The organism is Burkholderia sp. WP42 (genome assembly GCF_000745665.1).
Classification (GTDB): Bacteria; Pseudomonadota; Gammaproteobacteria; order Burkholderiales; family Burkholderiaceae; genus Burkholderia; species Burkholderia vietnamiensis.
Map to the genome: position 1 here is coordinate 33,043 of NZ_JQJT01000028.1, position 20,947 is coordinate 53,989.

The 20,947-nt window shown below is 68.9% G+C and carries 18 protein-coding genes; 10 read left to right on the forward strand and 8 right to left on the reverse strand.

Annotated elements, in window-relative coordinates:
- Positions 1-33 precede the first annotated feature (33 nt).
- The 8 genes from EX20_RS18740 to EX20_RS18775 all read left to right on the forward strand — a co-directional run bounded on the left by EX20_RS18740 (position 34) and on the right by EX20_RS18775 (position 7,547).
- Positions 34-846 carry an SDR family NAD(P)-dependent oxidoreductase gene (locus EX20_RS18740; protein WP_011879732.1) on the forward strand — a complete coding sequence of 271 codons (813 nt, stop codon included), beginning with the start codon at positions 34-36 and terminating at the stop codon, positions 844-846.
- A gap of 33 nt (positions 847-879) precedes the next feature.
- On the forward strand, positions 880-1,917 hold the full coding sequence (locus EX20_RS18745) for a sialidase family protein (protein WP_034194345.1): 1,038 nt from the start codon (positions 880-882) through the stop codon (positions 1,915-1,917).
- A gap of 12 nt (positions 1,918-1,929) precedes the next feature.
- Positions 1,930-2,445 carry a VOC family protein gene (locus EX20_RS18750; RefSeq protein WP_034194346.1) on the forward strand — a complete coding sequence of 172 codons (516 nt, stop codon included), beginning with the start codon at positions 1,930-1,932 and terminating at the stop codon, positions 2,443-2,445.
- Positions 2,446-2,508: 63 nt separating this feature from the next.
- Positions 2,509-3,114: an amino acid synthesis family protein gene (locus EX20_RS18755; RefSeq protein WP_011879735.1), complete on the forward strand. Its 606-nt coding sequence runs from the start codon at positions 2,509-2,511 to the stop codon at positions 3,112-3,114.
- A gap of 27 nt (positions 3,115-3,141) precedes the next feature.
- Positions 3,142-4,029, forward strand: a complete 888-nt coding sequence (locus tag EX20_RS18760; RefSeq protein WP_014725546.1) for an alpha/beta fold hydrolase — start codon at positions 3,142-3,144, stop codon at positions 4,027-4,029.
- Positions 4,026-5,666, forward strand: a complete 1,641-nt coding sequence (locus tag EX20_RS18765) for a bifunctional 3-(3-hydroxy-phenyl)propionate/3-hydroxycinnamic acid hydroxylase (protein WP_034194381.1) — start codon at positions 4,026-4,028, stop codon at positions 5,664-5,666. The genes EX20_RS18760 and EX20_RS18765 overlap by 4 nt, the downstream gene beginning before the upstream one ends.
- Entirely contained in the window at positions 5,656-5,988 is a 333-nt protein-coding gene (locus EX20_RS18770) for an NIPSNAP family protein (protein WP_011879738.1), read from the forward strand. The genes EX20_RS18765 and EX20_RS18770 overlap by 11 nt, the downstream gene beginning before the upstream one ends.
- A 107-nt stretch (positions 5,989-6,095) precedes the next feature.
- Positions 6,096-7,547, forward strand: a complete 1,452-nt coding sequence (locus EX20_RS18775; protein ID WP_034194347.1) for an NAD-dependent succinate-semialdehyde dehydrogenase — start codon at positions 6,096-6,098, stop codon at positions 7,545-7,547.
- A 43-nt stretch (positions 7,548-7,590) separates the two neighbouring features.
- On the opposite strand, the gene EX20_RS18780 is transcribed toward EX20_RS18775, so the two are convergent.
- The gene (locus EX20_RS18780; RefSeq protein WP_011879740.1) at positions 7,591-8,319 is read right to left on the reverse strand and encodes an IclR family transcriptional regulator; all 729 of its coding nucleotides are present in this window, start codon (positions 8,317-8,319) and stop codon (positions 7,591-7,593) included.
- A gap of 210 nt (positions 8,320-8,529) precedes the next feature.
- On the opposite strand from EX20_RS18780, the gene EX20_RS18785 reads away from it, so the two are divergent.
- Positions 8,530-9,585, forward strand: coding sequence for a porin (locus tag EX20_RS18785; RefSeq protein ID WP_014725551.1), 1,056 nt, complete (start codon positions 8,530-8,532; stop codon positions 9,583-9,585).
- 60 nt (positions 9,586-9,645) lie between these two features.
- Here the strand turns inward: EX20_RS18785 and EX20_RS18790 are convergent, their stop codons facing one another.
- From EX20_RS18790 to EX20_RS18815, 6 genes are all read right to left on the reverse strand, one after another.
- On the reverse strand, positions 9,646-10,803 hold the full coding sequence (locus EX20_RS18790) for a porin (RefSeq protein WP_034194348.1): 1,158 nt from the start codon (positions 10,801-10,803) through the stop codon (positions 9,646-9,648).
- 184 nt (positions 10,804-10,987) lie between these two features.
- Positions 10,988-11,551, reverse strand: coding sequence for a cytochrome b (locus tag EX20_RS18795; RefSeq protein WP_014725553.1), 564 nt, complete (start codon positions 11,549-11,551; stop codon positions 10,988-10,990).
- A gap of 164 nt (positions 11,552-11,715) precedes the next feature.
- The gene (locus EX20_RS18800; protein ID WP_034194349.1) at positions 11,716-13,080 is read right to left on the reverse strand and encodes an aspartate aminotransferase family protein; all 1,365 of its coding nucleotides are present in this window, start codon (positions 13,078-13,080) and stop codon (positions 11,716-11,718) included.
- Between the two features lie 55 nt (positions 13,081-13,135).
- Positions 13,136-14,581: an aldehyde dehydrogenase family protein gene (locus EX20_RS18805; RefSeq protein ID WP_014725554.1), complete on the reverse strand. Its 1,446-nt coding sequence runs from the start codon at positions 14,579-14,581 to the stop codon at positions 13,136-13,138.
- A gap of 302 nt (positions 14,582-14,883) precedes the next feature.
- Positions 14,884-16,323: an APC family permease gene (locus EX20_RS18810; protein WP_011879746.1), complete on the reverse strand. Its 1,440-nt coding sequence runs from the start codon at positions 16,321-16,323 to the stop codon at positions 14,884-14,886.
- A 288-nt stretch (positions 16,324-16,611) separates the two neighbouring features.
- The gene (locus tag EX20_RS18815) at positions 16,612-17,556 is read right to left on the reverse strand and encodes a helix-turn-helix domain-containing protein (RefSeq protein ID WP_034194382.1); all 945 of its coding nucleotides are present in this window, start codon (positions 17,554-17,556) and stop codon (positions 16,612-16,614) included.
- A gap of 851 nt (positions 17,557-18,407) precedes the next feature.
- On the opposite strand from EX20_RS18815, the gene EX20_RS18820 reads away from it, so the two are divergent.
- The gene (locus EX20_RS18820) at positions 18,408-19,721 is read left to right on the forward strand and encodes an MFS transporter (protein WP_034194350.1); all 1,314 of its coding nucleotides are present in this window, start codon (positions 18,408-18,410) and stop codon (positions 19,719-19,721) included.
- Between the two features lie 30 nt (positions 19,722-19,751).
- Here the strand turns inward: EX20_RS18820 and EX20_RS18825 are convergent, their stop codons facing one another.
- Positions 19,752-20,942: a fumarylacetoacetate hydrolase family protein gene (locus tag EX20_RS18825; protein ID WP_034194351.1), complete on the reverse strand. Its 1,191-nt coding sequence runs from the start codon at positions 20,940-20,942 to the stop codon at positions 19,752-19,754.
- Positions 20,943-20,947: the final 5 nt, after the last annotated feature.

Here is a 20,947-nt window from a genome sequence, read left to right on the forward strand (position 1 = left end):
CTCCATCAATCCCGACTCTCATCATTTCTCGCCATGGATCTGCAACTCAACGGAAAGGCCGCGTTCATCACCGGCGGCAGCATGGGCATCGGCAAGGCCGTTGCGCTGGAGCTGGCCCGCGAAGGCGTCAACGTCACGATCGCGGCGCGGCGCATGGAACACCTGGAGGCCGCCGCCGCCGAGCTTCGCACGGCGCTCGAACCGCTCGGCAGCGCCGCGGGCGCGATCCTGCCGGTCACGCTCGACACGACCGACATGCGCTCCATCGAAGCGGCGATGGCGGCCAGCGTCGAACGCTTCGGACGCCTCGACGTCCTGCTCAACGGCGCCGCGCATCCGGGCGGCCTGGTGCGCGCGGAGCTGGAGCATGCGGACCCGCAGGGCCTGCTGCAGGACATCGACATCAAGGTGATCGGCTACCTGCGCTGCGCGAAGGCGGCCGCGCCGTACATGCGCCGCAACGGCTTCGGCCGGATCGTGAACGTCGGCGGCCTGACGGGCCGCGGCAGCAAGCAGCTGTCCGGCATGCGCAACGTGGCGATCGTGCATCTGACCAAGACGCTGTCCGATCAGCTCGGGCCGTTCGGCATCACGGTGAACACGATTCATCCGGGCGTGGTCGAGACGCCGCACATCCACGAACTCTACGAGAAGGAAGCGCACAAGCAGGGGCTGACGGCCGCCGAGGTCGAGGCCAACTACGTCAAGGCGACGCCGATCCGGCGCGTGCTGCAGCCCGAGGAGATGGGCTGGATCGTCGCGTTTCTCGCGTCGCCGAAAGCCGGCTCGATCACCGGCGAGTCGATCGGCTGCGACGGCGGGCTCACCCGCGGCATCTTCCTCTGATTTCCCCGACTTCCCCGACACAAGGAGCTTCCCATGACCGCAACCGTACTGGTCGCCACGGCCGGACAAGGCATCCTGCGCTCGAACGACGACGGCAAGACCTGGCATCGCCTCGGCCTGACCGAGCCGATCGAATTCGACGGCATCGTGCGCGCGCTCGCCGTGGACCCGGCCACGCCGTCGCGCGTGTATGCCGGCGCCGATGCGGGGCTGTGCATCAGCGACGACGGCGGCGCGCACTGGTATCGCCCCGCGAACGCGCTGAACGGGCAGACCGTCTGGTCCATCGCGATCGATCCGGCGAACCCGGCGGTGCTCTACGCGGGCACCGGCGCGCCGTCGCGGGCCGCGCTTTACAAGTCGACCGACGCCGGCATGAGCTGGACGCCGACGGCGCCCGTATTCCCCGAGTTCTGCTCCGGCGTCAACCGGCCGCGCCTGCTGACGATCTGCGTCGACCCGAGCGACAGCCGCAACGTGTGGTACGGCGTCGAGGAAGGCGGTGCATGGCGCAGCCGCGACGGCGGCGCGACCTGGGCGCGGGTGGACGGCCCCGGCACCGCGATCCGCAACAGCGACATTCACGCGATCGCCGTGTTGCCCGCGACGGCCGATACCGCGAAGACCACGCTGCTGCTGACGGTGAATGCCGTGTACGTGAGCGATGACGACGGACGGACGTGGGACGGCGAGCTGTCGCGCGAGCGTTTCGACGGGCTGTACTACACCCGCACGGTCGTGCCGCTGGCGACGCCCGACGGCGCACTGCTGATGGCGATCGGCGACGGCACGCCGGGCACGCAAAGCCGCATCTACCGCTCGACCGACCGCGGCCGCGCCTGGCGCGAGACGGACCTGCAGACGCCGCCGAACTCGACGTTCTGGGCGTTCGGCGTCCACGGCGCGCGCCCGGAGCTCGTCTATGCGGGCACCAAGTACGGCCACTTGTTCCGCTCGCGCGACGGCGGCCGGAACTGGACCAAGGAATGGCGCGATTTCAGCGAGATCACGGCGGTCGCATGGACGCCGTTCGAAGCGCCGCTCGTGGCCCATGCGCAATCCACGCACTGACCGGAGCCCGCGATGACGTCATCCGACTTCCGGCAGCAGGCCGAACGCGCGAACGCGAGCGGCCGGCCGATGCCGACGCCGCACATTCAGCGCACCCACCTGTCGCTGTTCGTGCGCGATCCGGTGCGCTCGAGCACCTGGTACGCCGACGTGCTCGGCATGAAGGAAACCGCGCGCGGCGATCAGTGGGTGTTCATGTCGTTCGGACAGAAGCATCACGACATCGCGCTGATCCGCGCGGCGTCCGATGCGGAGCTCGGCACGATCGGGCTGCAGCACTACGGCCTCGAAATCGCGGGCGGGCTGACCGAGCTGCGCCGCCTGTACGGCATGCTGATCCGCCGCCACGTGCCGATCGTCAAGATCACCGATCACAAGGTGGGCATCGGCGTGTACTTCAACGATCCGGACGGCAACCGCCTCGAGTTCTTCTGCGAGACCGTCACCGACGACGAGGAAGGCAAGCGCGTGCTCAACCGCTACCACGCGCCCAGCGATCCGATGCAGCTCGAACCGCTGTTCGACTAGCGTCGCCGCCGCCGTTGCCGCTCCGAACCACCGCACCTCCACACCATTGACCAGGGAATCCCGATGAGCAAGACCGCCAATTTCGAAGGCTTTCATATCCGCAAGTGGTACACGCAGATCGAGGATTCGCTCGCGAACGAGACCGGCCAGCTGGCCGACGGCGAACCGCTGCGCAAGATCGTGATCGCGGCGGCCGTCCACAATCCGTACGCCGGGCGTTTCAGCGAGAACCTCGACGACCTCGTGCGTCCGTCGCCCGCGCTCGGCCGCGAGTTCGCGCGACGCATCGAAGCGCTCGCGGCGGGGCGCGCGATCGAGAGCTACGGCAAGGCGTGTCTCGTCGGCTCGGCGGGCGAGTACGAGCACGGCAACGCGTTCCTCACGTCGATCTTCGCCGAACCGATCCGCGCGGCGCTCGGCGGCGGCAAGGCGTGGGTGCCGTCGAGCGGCAAGCGCGGCCCGATCAACACGGTGATCGACGTGCCGCTCGCGCACAAGGACGCGCTGTACGTGCGCTCGCACTACGACACCGTCACCTGCCTGTTCCCCGATGCGCCGAACGACGACGAAGTGCTGGTGATCTTCGCGTTCGCGACGCGCGGCCGCCTGCATGCGCGGCTCGGCGGGCTGAAGGCGAGCGAGATCGTCGGCCGCGACGGTCTGGTCTGAATGCTGGCGCGGCGCGGAGGGCGAACGATGAACCGGGCATCCGGAACCGATGGATGGATCGTCAGCGACGGCTTGCGGCTGCACTACGTCAGCTGGGGGCGCGACGATGCGCCGGCCGTGGTGATGCTGCATGGCCTGCGCAGCTACGCGCAGACGTGGGCCGACGTGGCGCATGCGCTGACCGACCGCTACCGCGTCGTCGCGCTCGATCAGCGCGGGCGCGGCGCGAGCGACTGGGACCCGCGGCGCGAATATTACGCGGCGGCCTATGTGCGCGATCTCGACGCGCTGGTACGGGCGCTCGGCCTGCGGCGCTTCGTGCTCGTGGGCCATTCGATGGGCGGCGCCAACGCGTTCGTCTATGCGGGCCGCGATCCGGAGCGGCTCGCCGGCCTCGTGATCGAAGACATGGGCCCCGGTGCGTCCGTCGGCTCGCAAGGATCGGCGCGCATCAAGCGCGAGCTGCTGGAAACGCCCGACGGGTTCGCGACGTGGGCCGACGCGCGCGCGTTCTGGCGCCGCCAGCGGCCGAACCTGCCGGAGGCGGCGCTCGATTCCCGCGTCGCGCATTCGCTGCGGGAGCACGCGCCCGGACGCATCGTCTGGCGGCACGACGCCGCGGGAATCGCGGCCGCGCGGCTCGCCGCGACACCCGAGCAACTGGTCGACCTGTGGCCGCTGATACGGAGCCTGCGGGTGCCGACGCTGCTGCTGCGCGGCGGCGACTCCGACTTCCTGTCTGCGCAGGTCGCGGCCGACATGAGCGCGGCCAACGCCGTGATCGAGCGGGTCGATATCGCGGGCGCGACGCACTACGTGCATGACGATCGGCCCGCGGCGTTCAACGGCGCATTGCGCGAATGGCTCGACCGTCTCGACGATCCGGCATGGCGCGCGGGGGAGCGGGGCGCATGAAAGCGGACAACCGGAACCGGACCTCGGTCGCGATCGTCGGCGCGGGGCCGAACGGCGCGGCGCTGGCGAACCTGCTCGGCCTGTATGGCGTCGATACGGTCGTGGTCGAGCGGGCGCCGCAGATCGTCGACTTCCCGCGCGCGGTCGGCATCGACGACGAAGCGCTGCGGCTGTTCCAGACTGCCGGCGTGGCCGACGAGCTGAGTCGCGACATCATCCAGAACGTGCCGTTGCGGATGTTCAATGCGCGCGGCGAATGCTTCGCCGACGTGCGTCCGTCGGTCCGCGAGTTCGGCTGGTGGCGGCGCAACATCTTCATGCAGCACCTGGCTGAGCGCACGTTGCGCGATGCGCTGGCGCGCTATCCGCACGTGTCGCTGCGCACCGGCGAGGAAGTCGTCGGGCTGGAGCAGGACGACGCGCACGTGACGCTGCGGGTGCAGGGCGCCGACGGGCAGCACTATGCGCTCGACGCCGATTACGTGGTGGCGGCCGACGGCGGGCGCAGTCCGCTGCGCGAGATGCTCGGCATCCCGCTCGCCGGCACGACGCATCCGATGAAGTGGGTCGTGGTCGACGTGAAGAACGCCGGCCTCGACCAGCCCTGCACCGCGCTGAACTGCGACCCGCGCCGCCCGAACGTGTGCATCTATCTGCCGTTCAACTACCGGCGCTGGGAGTTTCTCGTGTTTCCGCACGAGGACGAACAGGCGATCGCGCAACCGGACTCGATACGCGCATTGATCGCACCGTACGTCGAAGACGTCGAGCGGCTGGAGATCGTCCGGGCGCGCACCTACACGCATCACTCGCGCGTGGCGGAGCGCTTCGTCGCGGGCCGCATAGCGCTCGTCGGCGATGCCGCGCACCTGAGCCCGCCGTGGATCGGGCAAGGGCTGAATGCGGGCCTGCGCGACGTGGGCAACCTCGCGTGGAAGCTGGCCGGGATCGTCCACGGTAGGTTGAACCCCGGCGTGCTCGCGACCTACGAATCGGAGCGCCGCGCCCATGCGAAGGCGATGATCGACCTCGCCGACACGTTCGGCGCGATGCTGATGCCGACCAGCCGTCCGGTCGCATTCCTGCGCGATCGGCTGCTCGCGGCCGCGCGGTTTGCGCCGGGCCTGAAGGACTACGTGCTGCAAATGCGTTTCAAGCCGATGCCGAGCTATACGCGCGGGGTCGTGGTGACGGGCGCATCGGATGCGTCGGGCGCGATCGGCCGGATGATCGTCCAGCCCGACGTCGAAACGGCCGACGGTGTGCGCCGCAAGCTCGACGACGTGCTCGGCCCGTGGTTTTCGATCATCGGCTGGCAATGCGATCCGCAAGCGAGCCTGAGCGACGACGATCGCGCGTTCTGGACCGCGCTGGGCGCGAAGTTCGTGCAGATCGTCCGGTCGCGCAGCGGCACGTGCCGCGAGCAGCGCATCGCGAGCGCGCACGGCAGCGAGTGCGTCGAAGACGTCGACAACGCGATGGCCGACTGGTTCGACCGGCATGCGGGGCCGCTGGTCGTCATCCGTCCGGACCGGTACGTCGCCGCGCAGACCGACGCGGTCGGCATCGCCGGCGTGACGGCCGCGTTCCGCGCATTCGCGCCGCAGCAGCAAGCGGAGGCCGCGCATGTTTGTTGAGCAACGCATCTATACGCTGGTGCCCGGCGGCGTCGCCGAGTATCTGCGGCTCTATGCGGAGTGCGGTCGCGCGCCGCAGGAGCAGGCGCTCGGCACGATGGTCGGCTGCTTCACGACCGAAGTCGGGCCGCTGAACCAGCTCGTGTATCTGTGGGCCTTCGATTCGCTCGACGAGCGCGCACGGCGTCGCGCGGCGCTGATGGCCGATCCGGCGTTCGGCGTGTTCCGCGGCAAGGTGCGGCATCTGCTGGTCCGGCAGGAGAACCGGATTCTCCGGCAGGAAATCGGCGGTTTGCTCGCCCGACCGCAACCGGCGGCGTGACATGCCGGTCGTCGTGCCGGCGGGCGGCCATGCGCCGTGCCGGCGCCCTTCATGCAATTCCACGTGAGGCACCCGCGTTGATTCCGTTTACTCCGCTGACTTCCCGGATGAGCTCCGGCGTCCGACACGACTACGCGCCGCTTCGGCTGTACATCGACGGCAGGTTCCACGATGCCGACGGCCGGCGCACGCAACCGGTCGTCGATCCCGGGACCACACGCGTGCTCGGCGAGCTGCCGCATGCGACGGCGCACGACATCGACGCCGCGGTGCAGGCCGCGCATCGCGCATTCGTCACGTGGCGGCACGAGTCGCCGCTCGTGCGTTCCGACATCCTGCGTCGCGCCGCCGCGCTCGCGCGCGAGCGCGCCGAGACCATCGGCCGGCACATCACGATGGACCAGGGCAAGCCGCTTCGCGAGGCGATCGCCGAGGTCGTGTCGGCGGCCGAGCAGCTCGAATGGCATGCGGAGGAGGGACGCCGCACCTACGGGCGGGTCGTGCCGGCCCGTTCCCCGGACGTCATGCAGACGGTGCTGCGCGAGCCGATCGGCGTATGCGCGGCGTTCTCGCCGTGGAACTTTCCGTTCAGCCAGGCGATGCACAAGATCGCGGCCGCGCTGGCGTCGGGATGCACGCTGGTGCTGAAAGGGCCGGAGGAATCGCCGAGCGCGATCGTCGCGCTCGCGCAGCTGTTTCACGATGCCGGCTTGCCGCCCGGCTGCCTGAACATCGTCTGGGGCGTGCCGGGCGACGTATCGAAGCAGCTGATCGAAGCGCCGCTGGTGCGCAAGATTTCGTTCACCGGATCGGTGCCCGTCGGCAAGCAACTGGCGGCGCTCGCCGCGTCGCTGATGAAGCGCATGACGATGGAGCTGGGCGGTCATGCGCCGGTGCTCGTCTGCGCGGACGCCGACGTCGAGCGCGCCGCGGCGATGCTGGCCGCGTACAAGTTTCGCAACGCCGGGCAGGTGTGCGTATCGCCGACGCGGTTCTTCGTGCAGCGCGCGGCGTTCGACCGGTTCGTCTGCGCCTATCTCGACGCGGTGGGCACGATCCGCGTCGGCTACGGGCTGGACGCGGGCGTGACGATGGGGCCGCTCGCGCATGCGCGGCGCGTGGACGAGATCGACGCCTTCGTGGCCGACGCAACGGCCAAAGGCGCGCAGATCGCCACGGGCGGCATGCGCCTGCCGGGGCCCGGCCACTATTTCGCGCCGACGGTCGTGCTCGGCCCGGCGCGCGATACGCGGCTGATGAACGACGAGCCGTTCGGCCCGATCGTGGGCATCGTGCCGTTCGACGATCTCGACGATGCGCTCGCCGAAGCCAACCGCCTGCCGTTCGGGCTCGCGTCGTACGCATTCACGACGTCGGCGCGCAACGCGCACCGGATCAGCCGCGCGCTCGAGGCCGGCATGGTCAACATCAATCACTTCGGCATGGGGCCGGCGGAAATCCCGTTCGGCGGCGTGAAGGACAGCGGCTTCGGCAGCGAAGGCGGCATGGAAGCGTTCGACGGCTATCTCGTCACGAAATTCGTCACGCAGATGAATTGACCGACGGACGCCTGCCGCCGATCGTGCGCGGCGCGGCGCGTGTTCAGGTGGCTGCGCCGATCTGCGCGGTGGCGTCGATCAGCAGTTTGCCGAGCACCTGCTCGTCGAACAGCGCGAAGTGCTCGGCGCGGAACACGAGCGACAGGCTGCTGTTGATTTCGCCGCTGCTGGCCGTGCGGATCGGTGCGGCGATACCGACGAAACCCGCGTCGAGTTCGCCGCGCGAAATCCAGTAGCCGGACTCGACGATCTGCTGGCAGTGGCGCCAGAACGCGGTCCAGTCGGTCGCGAATTCGCCGAGCTCCGCGTTGTGTCGTTCGTGCAGGCGCTTCAGGCGCGCGCGCGACATCGCGGCGACGATCACCTTCGACGAGGCGCCGACGAACAGCGGCATGATGCGGCCGCGCCCGAAGCCCAGCTGCAGGTTTTCGGCGCCGGACTCGTGCATCACGTTGATGATCTGCTCGTCGAACAGCGTCGACACGAGCGCGTCGCCGCCGGTGACCTGGACCAGATGCTGAATCACCGGTTTCGCGGCATTCAGCGTCGGGTCGGACTGCCGCATGTTGTAGTCGAGATGGATGATGCGCGGCCCGAGCGTATAGCGACCATTGCTGCCGACGAGCAGGCCGACGGACGCCAGTTCCTTCACGTAGCGGTAGCACGTGGTGCGCGAGAAGCCCATGTGTTCGGCGATCTCCTCGGCGGTCATCGACGTCGCGGACGACGAGAAGACGTCAAGGATGGACAGCATTTTGGTCAGGCTCGACATGACGTGATCCGGGTTCAGACGGGTTGCGGCAACCGAACGAGCGGCGCGACGGCGTTGCAGCGCAAGCGGGCCGGCCACGCTGCCGCTGCGCCGGCGACAGGGCCGTAGTCTAACTGAAGTCGGTCGCGCGGCGCCCGACCGCAGGGCGCGCAGCACCGACCAGCAACGACGGATTTCGATAGGCATCCCTACATGAAGAGGAGAGTGAAGATGAAGACGTGGATCCGCGTGCTGGCAATCTACGGATGCGGCAGCGCCGTGCCGGCGTTCGCGCAATCGAGCGTGACGCTCTATGGTTCGCTGGACACCGGCGTCACCTATACGAGCAATGTCGCGTCGGCGCCGCGCGGCGGCCGCCAGCTCGCGTTGCAGGCCGGCGTGGCGCGCAACGACGTGTGGGGGCTGACGGGCCGGGAGGATCTCGGCGGCGCGAACTTTGCGGTTTTCCGGCTCGAAAGCCAGTTCCAGACCTCCGACGGCACGCTCACCGTGCCGGGCGCCGCGTTCAGTTCGCAAGCGTACGTCGGGCTCGGCGGGGACTGGGGAACCGTGACGCTCGGCCGCCAGTTCGATTTCGTCGGCGATCTGATGCCGGCCTTCGCGATCGGCGCGAATACGCCGGCCGGCCTGCTTGCATGGGGCTTGCCGGCGAATGCGTCGGCCGGCGGCGCGCTCGACAACCGCGTCTGGGGCGTGCAGGTGAACAACGCGGTGAAGTACGTGAGTCCGACCTTCGGCGGCGTGTCGTTCGGCGGCATGTGGGGGTTCGGCAACGTACCGGGCACGGTCGCGCGCAGCAGCGTGCAGAGCGCGATGGTGTCGTACACGCAAGGCGCGTTCAGCGCCGCGCTCGTGTATTTCGGCCAGCACGACGTGACCTCCGGCGGCAATCTCCGCAACTTCTCGGGCGGCGCCGGCTACGACGTCGGCCGGCTGCGTGTGTTCGGCATGGTGTCGGACGTGCGGATCAGCGCGGCCGCACCGCTGCGGGCCACGACCTACGATGCCGGGCTGACCTATGCAGTGACGCCGTCGCTGCAACTCGGCGGCGGCTTCCAGTTCCAGCAACGCGGCGGCGATACGGGCTCGGCCAACCAGCTCACGCTGACGGCCGACTATTCGCTGTCGAAACGGACCGGCCTGTATGCGGTATTCGCGCGCGGGCACGACAGCGCGTACGGCGCACAGGTCGAGGCCGCGCTCGGCGGCGCGGCGTCGGGGTCGACCCAGAGCGCGGTCCGCGTGGGCCTGCGCCACCAGTTCTGACGGTGCGGCGCGCGACGGCCGGCACGCGCAACGCGCGGCCGCCGTCGCGCCGCGCGCATGTCAGAAGCGATGCATCATCCCGATGCGCAACGCGAGCTGGTTGCGGCCCGACGACTGTCCGGCGGTGCCGAGCACGTGCGCATGGTCGAAGTCGGTGCCGGTGTTGCCGGTCGCATGCTGGTACGCACCCTGGATGTACGTGGAGGTCCGCTTGCTGAGGTCGTAGTCGAGCATCATCGACAGCTGGTGCCAGCTCGGCGAGGCGTCGCCCGCCGCCGTCGCGACGCGCGCGTGCGTATAGGTGTAGGCGGCGCCGAACCACACGTCGGGCAGGAGGAAATACTGGCCGTTGACCTCGAAATTGTCGAACTTCCACGCGTTCTGCGAGCCCGTCGCAGGCTGGTTCGTGAAGTAGACGTTCGCCTCGGGGCCGTAGACGTCGACGTGCGAATAGGCGGCGGACAGCGTCAGCTTGTCATTGAACTTGTACGACGCGCCGACATCGATGTTCTGCTGCGAACGGCCGCTGAAAACCGTATCGTCGCTCGACAACGCGCCGGCCGCCGTCGCGCCGCCGTTGTTGGCCTTCAGATACGCGACGGCGGCGGAGAACGCACCGGCCTGGTACTGCATCGCGGCGCTGTAGACGCGGTTGCGGGCGAAGCCGCCCGCCTGATTCGAGAGCCCGTAGAGCACTTCGCCCTTGAAGCCGCCGTACGTCGGCGACACGTACTTGACGCTGTTCTGGATGCGGTAGTCCCAGTCGGCGTTGTCGTTGTCGTACGGGTGGGCGCCGAAGTCGCCGAGCCAGTTGCCGGCGGCCGCGAACGGGCTCCACATGTCGAGCGTGGGGTCGTACTGACGGCCCAGCGTGAGTGTGCCGAAGCGATCGGAATCGAGCCCGACGTAGGCCTGCCGGCCGAACATCCGCGACGCGACGCCGAGCGCGCCGGTGCTTGCGTTGAAACCATTCTCGAGCTGGAAGATCGCCCGCAGCCCGCCACCGAGATCTTCCGTCCCCTTCAGCCCCCAGTTGCTGCCGACGGTGTCGCCGCTGACCATCTGGTAGGCGCGGCTTCCGGCCGCGTTGCTCGTGAAATTGATGCCTTGGTCGATCGATCCGTAAAGCGTCACGCTGCTCTGCGCGTGAGCGCCCAGGTTGAACCCCATCGCGCAGGCCGCCGTGACGGCCGCTACGGCCGCAATCCTCTTTTTCATTGTCGATCTCCGGGTGACGCAGGAATGGCAGCCCGCGTCGCGACGGGCACGCACGCGCCTCCCGCCGGATCAGGATCTGCCATCGGTTAGTAAGACGAAAGACGTGACGTGGAACGAGCCGGGCCGCGACGAGCGGCCCGGTGGTGAAGCGTCGGGTGGTGCGCGCAGGCGCGCGGCGACGGCGTTACAGCATGCGTCGCAACACGTCGTTCTCGCGGTTCGGATCGAAGAAGCGGTGCTTCAGCGCGGCGAGCACGTGCAGCACGACGAGCGCGAGCAGCGTGTAGGCGAGCGTCCTGTGCAGCCACTGGAACGCGACGAACCAGTGGTCGTTCTTCGCCAGCAGCTCGGGCACGCGCAGACCGAAGAACGGCACGCCGTCGCTCTGCGTATAGGTGCTCGACATCGAATAGCCCATCAACGGCACGACGACGGCCAGCGCGTACAGCAGGTAATGGGCGAGCTTGGCGAGCTTGCGGTCGAGTTTCGGCAGGCTCGCCGGCAGCGGCGGCAACGTCTGCATCGAGCGGATCGCCAGTTGGGTCAGGACCACCAGCAGCGTGAGCACGCCGAATTCCTTGTGGGTCGGGTAGTACCAGTCGAATTTGGCGGGCAGGTTGTCGTCGAGCCGGACCATCGTCCATCCGGTCCACAGCTGCGCACCGATCAGGATCGCCCTGAGCCAATGAAGCAGCCGAAGCGTGAGCGGATACTTGTGCGCTGGAATTGCAATAGCCTGGTCGTTCATCTGGATGGTCTCTCGTGTAGGCACAACTGCGAAGGGCGGGATGTCGAACGCCGGCGTCGACATTCCGCGCCGTATGGGGCAACTCGCGCCGGGCCGATGCCCCCGACCGCCGCGCGGCGCACGCGCCGTCGAGACGACGCGCGTGCGGCCGATGCGCCGCGTCGTCAGGCGATCGCTCGCGCGTCCGCGCAGCATTCCTGCAGCGCGTCGCGCAGCGCATGCGCGATGAGGTCGGTCTCCTTCGGCTGCAGCGTCAACGGCGGCGACATCACGATCTTGTTGGCGATCGCCCGGACCAGCACGCCGCGCTTGCGTGCGGCATCCGCCACGCGCGCCGCGAACCCCTTGCCGGGATCGAGCGGCGTGCGGCTCGCCTTGTCGGTCACGAGATCGAGCGCCAGCATCAGCCCCTTGCCGCGCACGTCGCCGACCGTTTCGAAGTCGCGCGTCAACGGCAGCAGCTGCTCGAGCAGGCGTTGGCCCATGCGCGCCGCGTTGCCCGGCAGATCCTCGGCTTCGACGATGTCGAGTACGGCGAGCGACGCGGCGCAGGCGAGCGGATGGCCGCTGTACGTATAGCCGTGCATGACGACGTGCGAGAAGCCCGCGCCGTGCTCGATCGTTTGCGCGATCCGGCCGTTGTACAGCGTCGCGCCGAGCGGCACGTAGCCGGCCGAAATGCCCTTGGCGACGCACAGGATGTCGGCGGCGACGCCCCAGCCGCGGCTGCCGAGCATGCTGCCGGTGCGACCGAAGCCGGTCACCACTTCGTCGGCGATCAGCAGGATGCCGTGCCGGTCGCATACGTTCCGCACGCGCGCCCAGTAGCTGGCCGGCGGGACGATCAGGCCGCCGGCGCCCTGCACCGGCTCCGCGACGAACGCCGCGATGGTCTGCTGGCCATGAAAGGCGATCGTGTCCTCCAGTTGCCGGATGCAGTGTTCGACCAGCTGGTCCGGATCATCGCAGTTCCACGGATTGCGATACAGCCACGGGGTATCCAGCAGCACGCAGCCGGGCAGCAACGGACCGTGATTGTAGTGGTAGACGCCGTTGCCGCCGATCGACGTGCCGCCCATGTGCACGCCGTGATAGCCGTTGCGCAGCGACAGGAACTTCGTGCGCGACGGCTCGCCCGCGGCGACCCAGTACTGGCGCGCCATCTTCAGCGCGGTCTCGATCGCGTCGGAGCCGCCGCTGCCGAACATGACGCGCTGCATGTCCTCCTGCTCGAACATCGCGCACAGGCGGTCGGCCAGATCGTAGACGCGCGGGTGGGCCACGCCGTCGAAGGTCTGATAGTAGGACAGCTCGTCCATCTGGCGCGCGATCGCGGCCTTCACTTCCGGCCGGTTGTGGCCGACGTTGACGTTCCACAGGCCGCCGACGCCGTCGAGCATGCGGTGGCCTTCGACGTCGTACACGTAGTTGCCGTCGCCGCGGGCGATGATGACCGTCGGGGTCGTATGCCCGGCCGCGGCCGAGCTCATCGGGTGCCAGAATCGCTTTTGTCGCTTTTGGTAGTCCATGAGGTATCTCTCTTCAAGTGCGTGAACACGGTGCGGCGCGGCGTGCGCCGCGACATCACAGCGCGGCCGTGACGATCTTTTCCTCGAGGTACGAATCGAGCGCGGCCTTCGACAGGTCACGCCCGATTCCGCTTTGCCGGGTGCCGCCCCACGGCAGGCGCGCATCGATCGGGCTCCATGCGTTGATGGCGACCGCGCCGACGTCGAGCCGTTCGGCGACGCGGTGCGCGGTGCCGACATCCTGCGTCCAGACCGAGGCGGACAGGCCGAACGGCGTGTCGTTGGCGATCCGGATCGCATCGTCCTCGGTCTCGAACGGCATCACCATGCCGACCGGGCCGAACACTTCTTCGCGCGCGATGCGCATGCCCGGATGCACGCCGCCGAGTATCGTCGGGCGCATGAAGCAGCCGCGCGGCGGCACCTGTTCGTCGCCGGCGAGCATGACCGCGCCTTCGGCCAGCGCCGCCGCGACGTGCGCCCGCACGCGTGCGAGATGCCGCGGGTTGATGAGCGCGCCCATCTGCACGCCGGCCTCGGTCGGCGGCCCGACGCGGATGGTGCGTGCCGCGTCGGCGAGCCGCGCTTCGAGTGCGTCCGCGATCGACCGGTGCGCGAGCACGCGCGAGCCGGCCGCACACGTCTGCCCCTGGTTCGCGAACATGCCGGCCACCAGCGACGGGATCGCGCGGTCGAGATCGGCATCCGCGAAGACGATCTGCGCGGCCTTGCCGCCGAGCTCGAGCGTGACGCGCTTGAAGGTGCGCGCCGCATCGCAGGCGATCGTGCGGCCGACTTCGGTACTGCCGGTGAAACTGATCTTGCTGACGAGCGGATGCGCGACGAGCGCAGCGCCGACCTCGGCGCCCATGCCGTGCACGATGTTGACGACGCCGGCCGGCAGGCCGGCTTCGCACGCGAGCTTGCCGAGCCGCGCCACGGCGAGCGGCGCATCCTCGGACGGCTTGATCACCACCGGGCAGCCGGCCGCGAGCGCCGGTGCGAGCTTCCATACGGCGATCATCAGCGGCGCGTTCCACGGCACGATCTGGCCGGCCACGCCGACCGGCGCGCGCCGCGTGTAACTGAGCGTCGGGCGGCCCATGAAGCCGTCGGTCGGGATCGTCCGGCCCTCGAGCTTGTCGGCCCATCCGGCGAAATAGCGCAGCGTGTCGATGGTCATCGGCAGGTCCATCATGCGCATCTCGGCCGGCGGCCGCCCTTGTTCGACGGCGAGGAGGCTCTCCAGCGCTTCGCTTTCGCGCTCGACGAGGTCCGCCAGCCGATACAGCCAGCGGGCGCGGGCCGCGCCGCCGGCGCGGGCCCATGCGTCGTCGTGCAATGCGTCGTGGGCGGCGCGCACGGCGCGATCGACGTCGTCGGCGCTCGAGGCGGGAACGGTGCAGATGCAGTCTCCGGTCGCGGGCGCCAGCTTGTCGAAGGTGCGGCCGGTGGAGGCATCGCAATGCCGGCCGCCGATCAGGTTCTGGATTTTCATCATGGTGTCCGTGTGTCACAGGTACGAAGCGTCGGGCCGATCGGGCGGGGCGATGACGGCTGCCACGGCCGCGGTCCAACGTCGGATTCACTGTATGTCGATGAAACGGCGCGCGTTGTCCGCTATCGGCAATCGCTGCCGCGCGTACCGGTCAGGGAATACCCGTGCCGACGGCGGCGCGACGCGTCTATGCATAGACGCATAGACGCGCCCGCGGCGGGATTGCGGTGGGAATGCGGTGGGAATGCGGTGGGATTGCGGTGGGATTGCGGCGCGGCGGCAGCGCTGCGCGCGCCGGGCCGCGCTTACTGGGCGGCGCGCCCGAGTTCGCGGTACAGGTCGGGATCGCTGCGCTTCAATCGCAATGCGGCGCGAATGCCGAGCGCGCCGATGGCGAGCAGGAAATACGGAAACATCGCGACGAACGCGGAGTCCGATCCGCTCAGCACCGACAGGTTGCGCACCACCAGCACGAGACATGCGCCGAGCGCGACCACGCTGACGAGCGGCGCGATCAGGCGGTGCACGATCGAGGCGTCCCGATGGTCGCGCGCGAAGAAGGCGATCACCGACGTCGCCACGAGGATCTGCACGGCGATGATGCCGATCGTCGCGAGCGCGCTCATCCACGAGAACACGATGGCGAACGGGTCGAGCCGGAACGCGGCCGAGCCGACGATCGCCGCGAGCGCGATCACCGTCTGCACCTTGCCCGCGACGTCGGGGCAGCGATGCACGGGGCACGTATGGCCGAGCTTGCGCCACAGCACGCGTTCCCGCCCCATCGCGTAGAAATAGCGCGTGATCGTGTTGTGGAACGACAGGATGGCCGCGAACAGGCTCGTGACGAGCAGCACGTTCATCGCATCGGTGGCGATGTTGCCGAGCAGCCGGCTGCTGACGGCGAACCACAGATTGGCCGGATCGCGGGCCGCTTGCGCGGCGATGTGGCCTTCGCCCCACGCCTCGACGATCGCCCATGACGACAGCGCGTAGAACACCATGATGAGGATCACGGCCAGGTACGTCGCGCGCGGGATCGTGCGCTTCGGGTCGCGCGCTTCCTCGGAGAAGATGGCCGTGGCCTCGAAGCCCATGTACGAGCCGAGGACGAACACGAGCGCGGTGCCGAGGCCCGGCACGAACACCGCCGCGGGCATGAACGGCCTCGCGCTGAAGCCGCCGGCAGTCGCGCCGTGCGCGACGATCGCGACGTCGAGCAGCATCACGATCGCGATCTCGCCGAGCATCAGCAGGCCGAGCAGCCGTCCGCTGAACTCGATGTGTCGCGCGCCGCAGAGATGCACGGCGGCGACGCAGGCCAGCGCGAACGCCCACCACGGCACGTCGACGCCGTAATGCTGCTGGACGGCGTTGTTGAGAAAGAAGCCGAACATGCTGTAGATCGCGATCTGCACCGCGTTGTACGCGACGATCGCGACGAATGCGCCGCCCACGCCGACGGGCCGCCCGAGCCCGTTCGCGATGTACGCATAGAAGGCGCCCGCGTTGGAGATATGCCGGCTCATCGCCGCGTATCCGATGCTGAAGATCAGGTACATCACGCCGGCCAGCACGAAGACGCCGGGCACGCCGGGGCCGTTGCCGAGCGAGAACGCCGCCGGTGTCGCGCCGACCATCGCGGTGAGCGGCGCGGCCGCGGCGACGACGAAGAAGACGATGTGTGAGAGTCCGACCGCGTTCCTGCTGAGCCCCGCGTCGGACCGGGATGACGATTCGTTCATGAGTAGTCCCGCTGGCCGGATCGTCCGTCAGGAAGCGACCACGGCATGCCTGATCAATGTCCGTGCGCCGCGGGACCATCCTGACGATCCGGCAACGGGAGCTGCCGTGCGGCGACGACACAGGTGTGTGCTTCGACGGCCGCCCGGTCACGCATCTGGTGCATGCGTGCGAACGGGCCGACGCCAGAATTTAGGGTGCCGAAATCCGGGACGTTGTCCGCTATCGGCAATCCGCGCGCGCCGTGCGGCAGGGAATTACCCGGATACGGCGCGCGGCGGCGCGACGGTTCAGCTCAGGCGCGGCGTGTGCGACGGCAGCTCGTGGAAATGTTGCTGGTAGTACGCGGAGAAGCGCCCGAAATGACAAAAGCCGAATTGCGCCGCCGCGTCGCCGATCCGCATCGTCTCGGGTGTCGTCATCAGGAAGCGGCGCACCGCGTTGAGCCGGATCGAGCGCAGGTAGGCGGTCGGCGTGGTGCCGACGACGTTCTGAAAGCTGTATTGCAGCGTGCGGCGGCTGATTCGGAGGTGATGGCAGAGATCGATCACCGTCGGCACGTCGTCGCATTCCAGTGCGATTTCTTGGCTGCGCCGCACGATGTAGCTTTGCGTCGACGCCGACGGCAGCGCGCCCGCATCCGCTTCGTCCGACTGTACGAGGTCGAGCAGGATGCCGACCACGTTATGGGCGAGCACGCGTTCGTCGAACGCGTCGCGGGCCGTGAGCGAACCGTGGTCGAGCGCCTGGCAGAGCACGCGCTCGAGGCCGTCCAGCGCCGTGCGGTAGCGCACCGGCGAGATCGGCAGCACCGGTTGCCGGAGGACGCGCGCCGGCAGGTTCGCCAGTTCGTCGAGCGCGTGATCGGCCGTGAGCGTGCGGTCGATCGTGAAGGCGAGCACTTCGGTGTCGCACGGAAGATGCGCGACGAACTCTTCGCCGCCGCGCAGCGTCAGCAGGCTCGGACGCTCGACGGTGCGCCCCTGCACGATCGGTGCGGCCGTGTTCGCGATCGGCAGCGCGAAGCAGAGGCGGCCGCGCGGCGCGAGGCCGTGCTGCATGACACGCTGGTTGATCCGTTCGCGGAACACGTGAAAGCGCTGGCCGGCGACCTGGCGCAGCGTCGTCGTGGCGATGCCCGGACTGATCTGGTCGTAGTGCTGCGACCAGTTCACGATGGCCTGCGAATGGAGGAAGACGTCCGAGAAGCAGCGGGATTCGGCATGCAGGTTCATGGTGTCGCTGAGGCGCCCCATCTCAAATTCAATGCCGGCCGAAGCCGGCTCATGCTGCCCGTCGCGGGTCACGGGAATCGCGCAATGCGCGGCCCGCCGCGGCGTTGCGCTGAAGGCGGCCGGTCACGGGACCGGTCGTGCAGACGATCATATCCAGAAAAAAACCGCGGGGTGACGCGGTCTGCGGGGACCGTAATGAAGTGAAGCGACCGCTGGAAACGGGACCGACCGCGGGTGCTGGCTGCCGCAATCGTCCACGTCGTGTCGGTGAATCCCATTATAGGGGATTCAATTTAATGTCGAGAGCGGGTTTACGCATGGTGTCGCCGGGTGGTTCTGGCGCCGCCGCGACGGGCGAGAGCGCGGATCGAAGACAGGGCGGAAGGCGTCGCCTTCGAGTGGGGGTAGACGCGCGCGGACGGCAAATCGCGCCGTTCTCCGCGCCGACCGCCTCGGGGCCACAACCGTTACCGGGCGCCGGGCAGAGCGCCGCCGGCCCGAATCTCGCGTCGCCCGTGCTCCGCCGCCGCGCGCGGGCCGTAGGCGGCGTGAAGCAAGCTGCTCGTCTCGCCGGCTTGGTTGATGACTGAAGCCAGATTCCCGATTCCGGGACATTGATGAATGAGGTGCGGATTGAATCTCATGTAAACCACCTATTAGTACCAAATTACGGGATTCATATAATCCGTTCATGCGGCCTGGCATTGGTGCCCGTTCGCTCGACGCGTTTCGGCATGCCGGGGCGCGGCTTCATCGGGGCAGCCGTCCGGACGCCAGGACGACGGCCTCGCCCCCTGCCATGCGGCGGCGAGCGGCTGCCGCGAGCGACGTTCATCTTCCGGGAGCCGTCGATGTCCGAGTCATCCTCTGCGTTCCTGTACCGCCGGGTCGCGCTGCGCGTGATTCCGTTTCTGTTCGTCTGCTACGTGGTCAACTTCATCGACCGCGTGAACATCGGCTTCGCCAAGCTGCAGTTCCTGCAGGACCTCGGCCTGAGCGAGGCCGCGTTCGGGGCCGCGACGGCCATCTTTTTCATCAGTTACGCGGCGTTCGAGGTGCCGAGCAATCTGGTGCTGGCGCGGATCGGCGCGAGCCGGACGCTGATGCGCATCATGGTGCTGTGGGGGCTGTGCACGATCGCGCAGATGTTCGTGACGGGCAGCGTGTCGCTGTACGTCGTGCGCTTTCTGCTCGGCGCGGCCGAGGCCGGCTTCTTTCCGGGCCTCATCCTGTATCTGTCGTACTGGTTTCCGGATGCCGTGCGCGCGCGCGTGAACAGCGTGCTGCTGCTCGCCGTGCCGGTGGCCGGGATGATCGGCGGGCCGCTGTCCGGCTGGATCATGGCGCACCTGCAGGACGCGCTCGGGTTGCGCGGCTGGCAGTGGCTGTTTCTGATCGAAGGTCTGCCGGCCATCGCGCTGGGCCTGATCGCGCCGCTGATGCTGAGCGACCGGCCGGAACAGGCGGCGTGGCTGTCGGCCGCGGACCGGCACGCGCTGTTGCGCGACCTGCAGGCCGAGCGGGCCGCTGCCGTCGTCGGGCATGACGGGGCCGGCGTGCTCGACGTTCTCCGCAACGGCCGCGTGCTCGGGCTCGCGGCGATCTATTTCTGCGTATACGTCGGGATGGGCGCGGTGACGTTCTGGTCGCCGTCGGTGTTGAAGGCGTCCGGGGTGGCGACCGTGTCCGGCGTCGGCTGGCTGTCCGGGCTGATTTCGGTCTTCACGATGATCGGCAACGTCGCGATCGCGTGGAGTTCGGACCGGCACGGCGAGCGGCGCTGGCATACGGTCGCGTGCATGCTCGTCACCGCGTGCAGCCTGCTGCTCCTGCGGTTCGCGGCCGGGCACGTCTGGATGACCGTGACGCTGCTGGCCGTCGCGCAGCTGTGCGCGTTCACCGTGCCGATCGTGTTCTGGACGATTCCGGCGGCGCAGCTCACCGGCCGCGCCGCGGCGGCGGGCATCGCGGCGATCAGCATGCTCGGCTCGCTCGGCGGCGCGTTCAGTTCGTGGCTCGTCGGCGTGCTGTTCACGCGCACCGGCGCGCCGTATGCGGGGCTGGCGGTGGTTGCGATGCTGCTGATGCTCGGCGCGCTGCTGGTGACGAACCTGGTGCCGCGCACACTGCGGTCGCCGCGCGTGAGCGGCGAGCGCGCAGCGTAGCCGCGGCATGACGCTGCGCGGCAGGCAGCCTCACTTGCCGAGCAGGCCGCGCGCCGCGAGGTTCGCATACAGCGCGCGCACGCCGAAGCTCCATGGCGCGATCTCCGTGCACAGCCGCACGGTGTTCACGAGCGCGCCGAGCGCGGGCGTCGCGATCGTCACGCGGTCGCCGAGGTGGTGCGTAAAGCCGGCGCCCGGCGCGTCGCGATCCTGGATCGGCGAGAACATCGTGCCGAGGAACAGCATGAAGCCGTCCGGGTACTGGTGATGCGCGCCGCAGGTCTGGGCGACGAGATCGGTCGGGTCGCGGCTGATCTCGCGCATGTGGCTGATGCCGTCGAGCACGAAACCGTCATCGGCGCCTTCGACGCGCAGCGACACGCTGGCCTGCCGCACGCCGTCGAGCGTGAAGCCGTCGGCGAACAGCCGCACGAACGGGCCGATCGCGCACGAGCCGTTGTTGTCCTTGCATTTGCCGAGCAGCAGCGCCGAGCGGCCTTCGATGTCGCGCAGGTTGACGTCGTTGCCGAGCGTCGCGCCGACCGGCCGGCCGTCGCTGGCGACGGCCAGCACGATCTCCGGTTCCGGGTTGTTCCATACCGATGCCGGCAGCAAGCCGACGTCCGCGCCGAAACCGACCGCCGACATCGGCTGCGCCTTGGAGAACACCTCGGCGTCGGGGCCGATGCCGACCTCCATGTATTGCGACCACGCGCCGCGCCGCTCGAGTTCCGCCTTCAGGCGCAGCGCGGCGTCCGAGCCGGGCACGATTTTCGACAGATCGGTGCCGAGCGTCGCGGTGATCGCTTCGCGCACCTCGCGCGCGCGCGCCGGATCGCCGCCGGCCTGTTCCTCGATCACGCGCTCGATCAGGCTGACGGCGAACGTGACGCCGCAGGCCTTGATGGCCTGCACGTCGCACGGCGCGAGCAGCTGCGCCGCGCCGGACGCGCCAGGCGTGCCGTCGAGCGCGGCCTGCAGCAGCGGCTCGACGCGGCCGAGCGATTCGCCCGGCGCGCTGCGCGCGAGGTCGACGGCGTCGGCGCGGTCGAACAGGTCCGCGGTGGTCGGCACGGTGCGCGTGATGTCGATCAGTTCGCCGCCGCGCACGGCGACGACGCTCGGGCCCGCGTGGGCGCCGTCGTGCCGCCATACGCGGCCGATCAGCAGCGCCTGCGCGAGATCGTGCGGCAGGCAGTCGGAGACGGAAAGAGTACGCATGATGA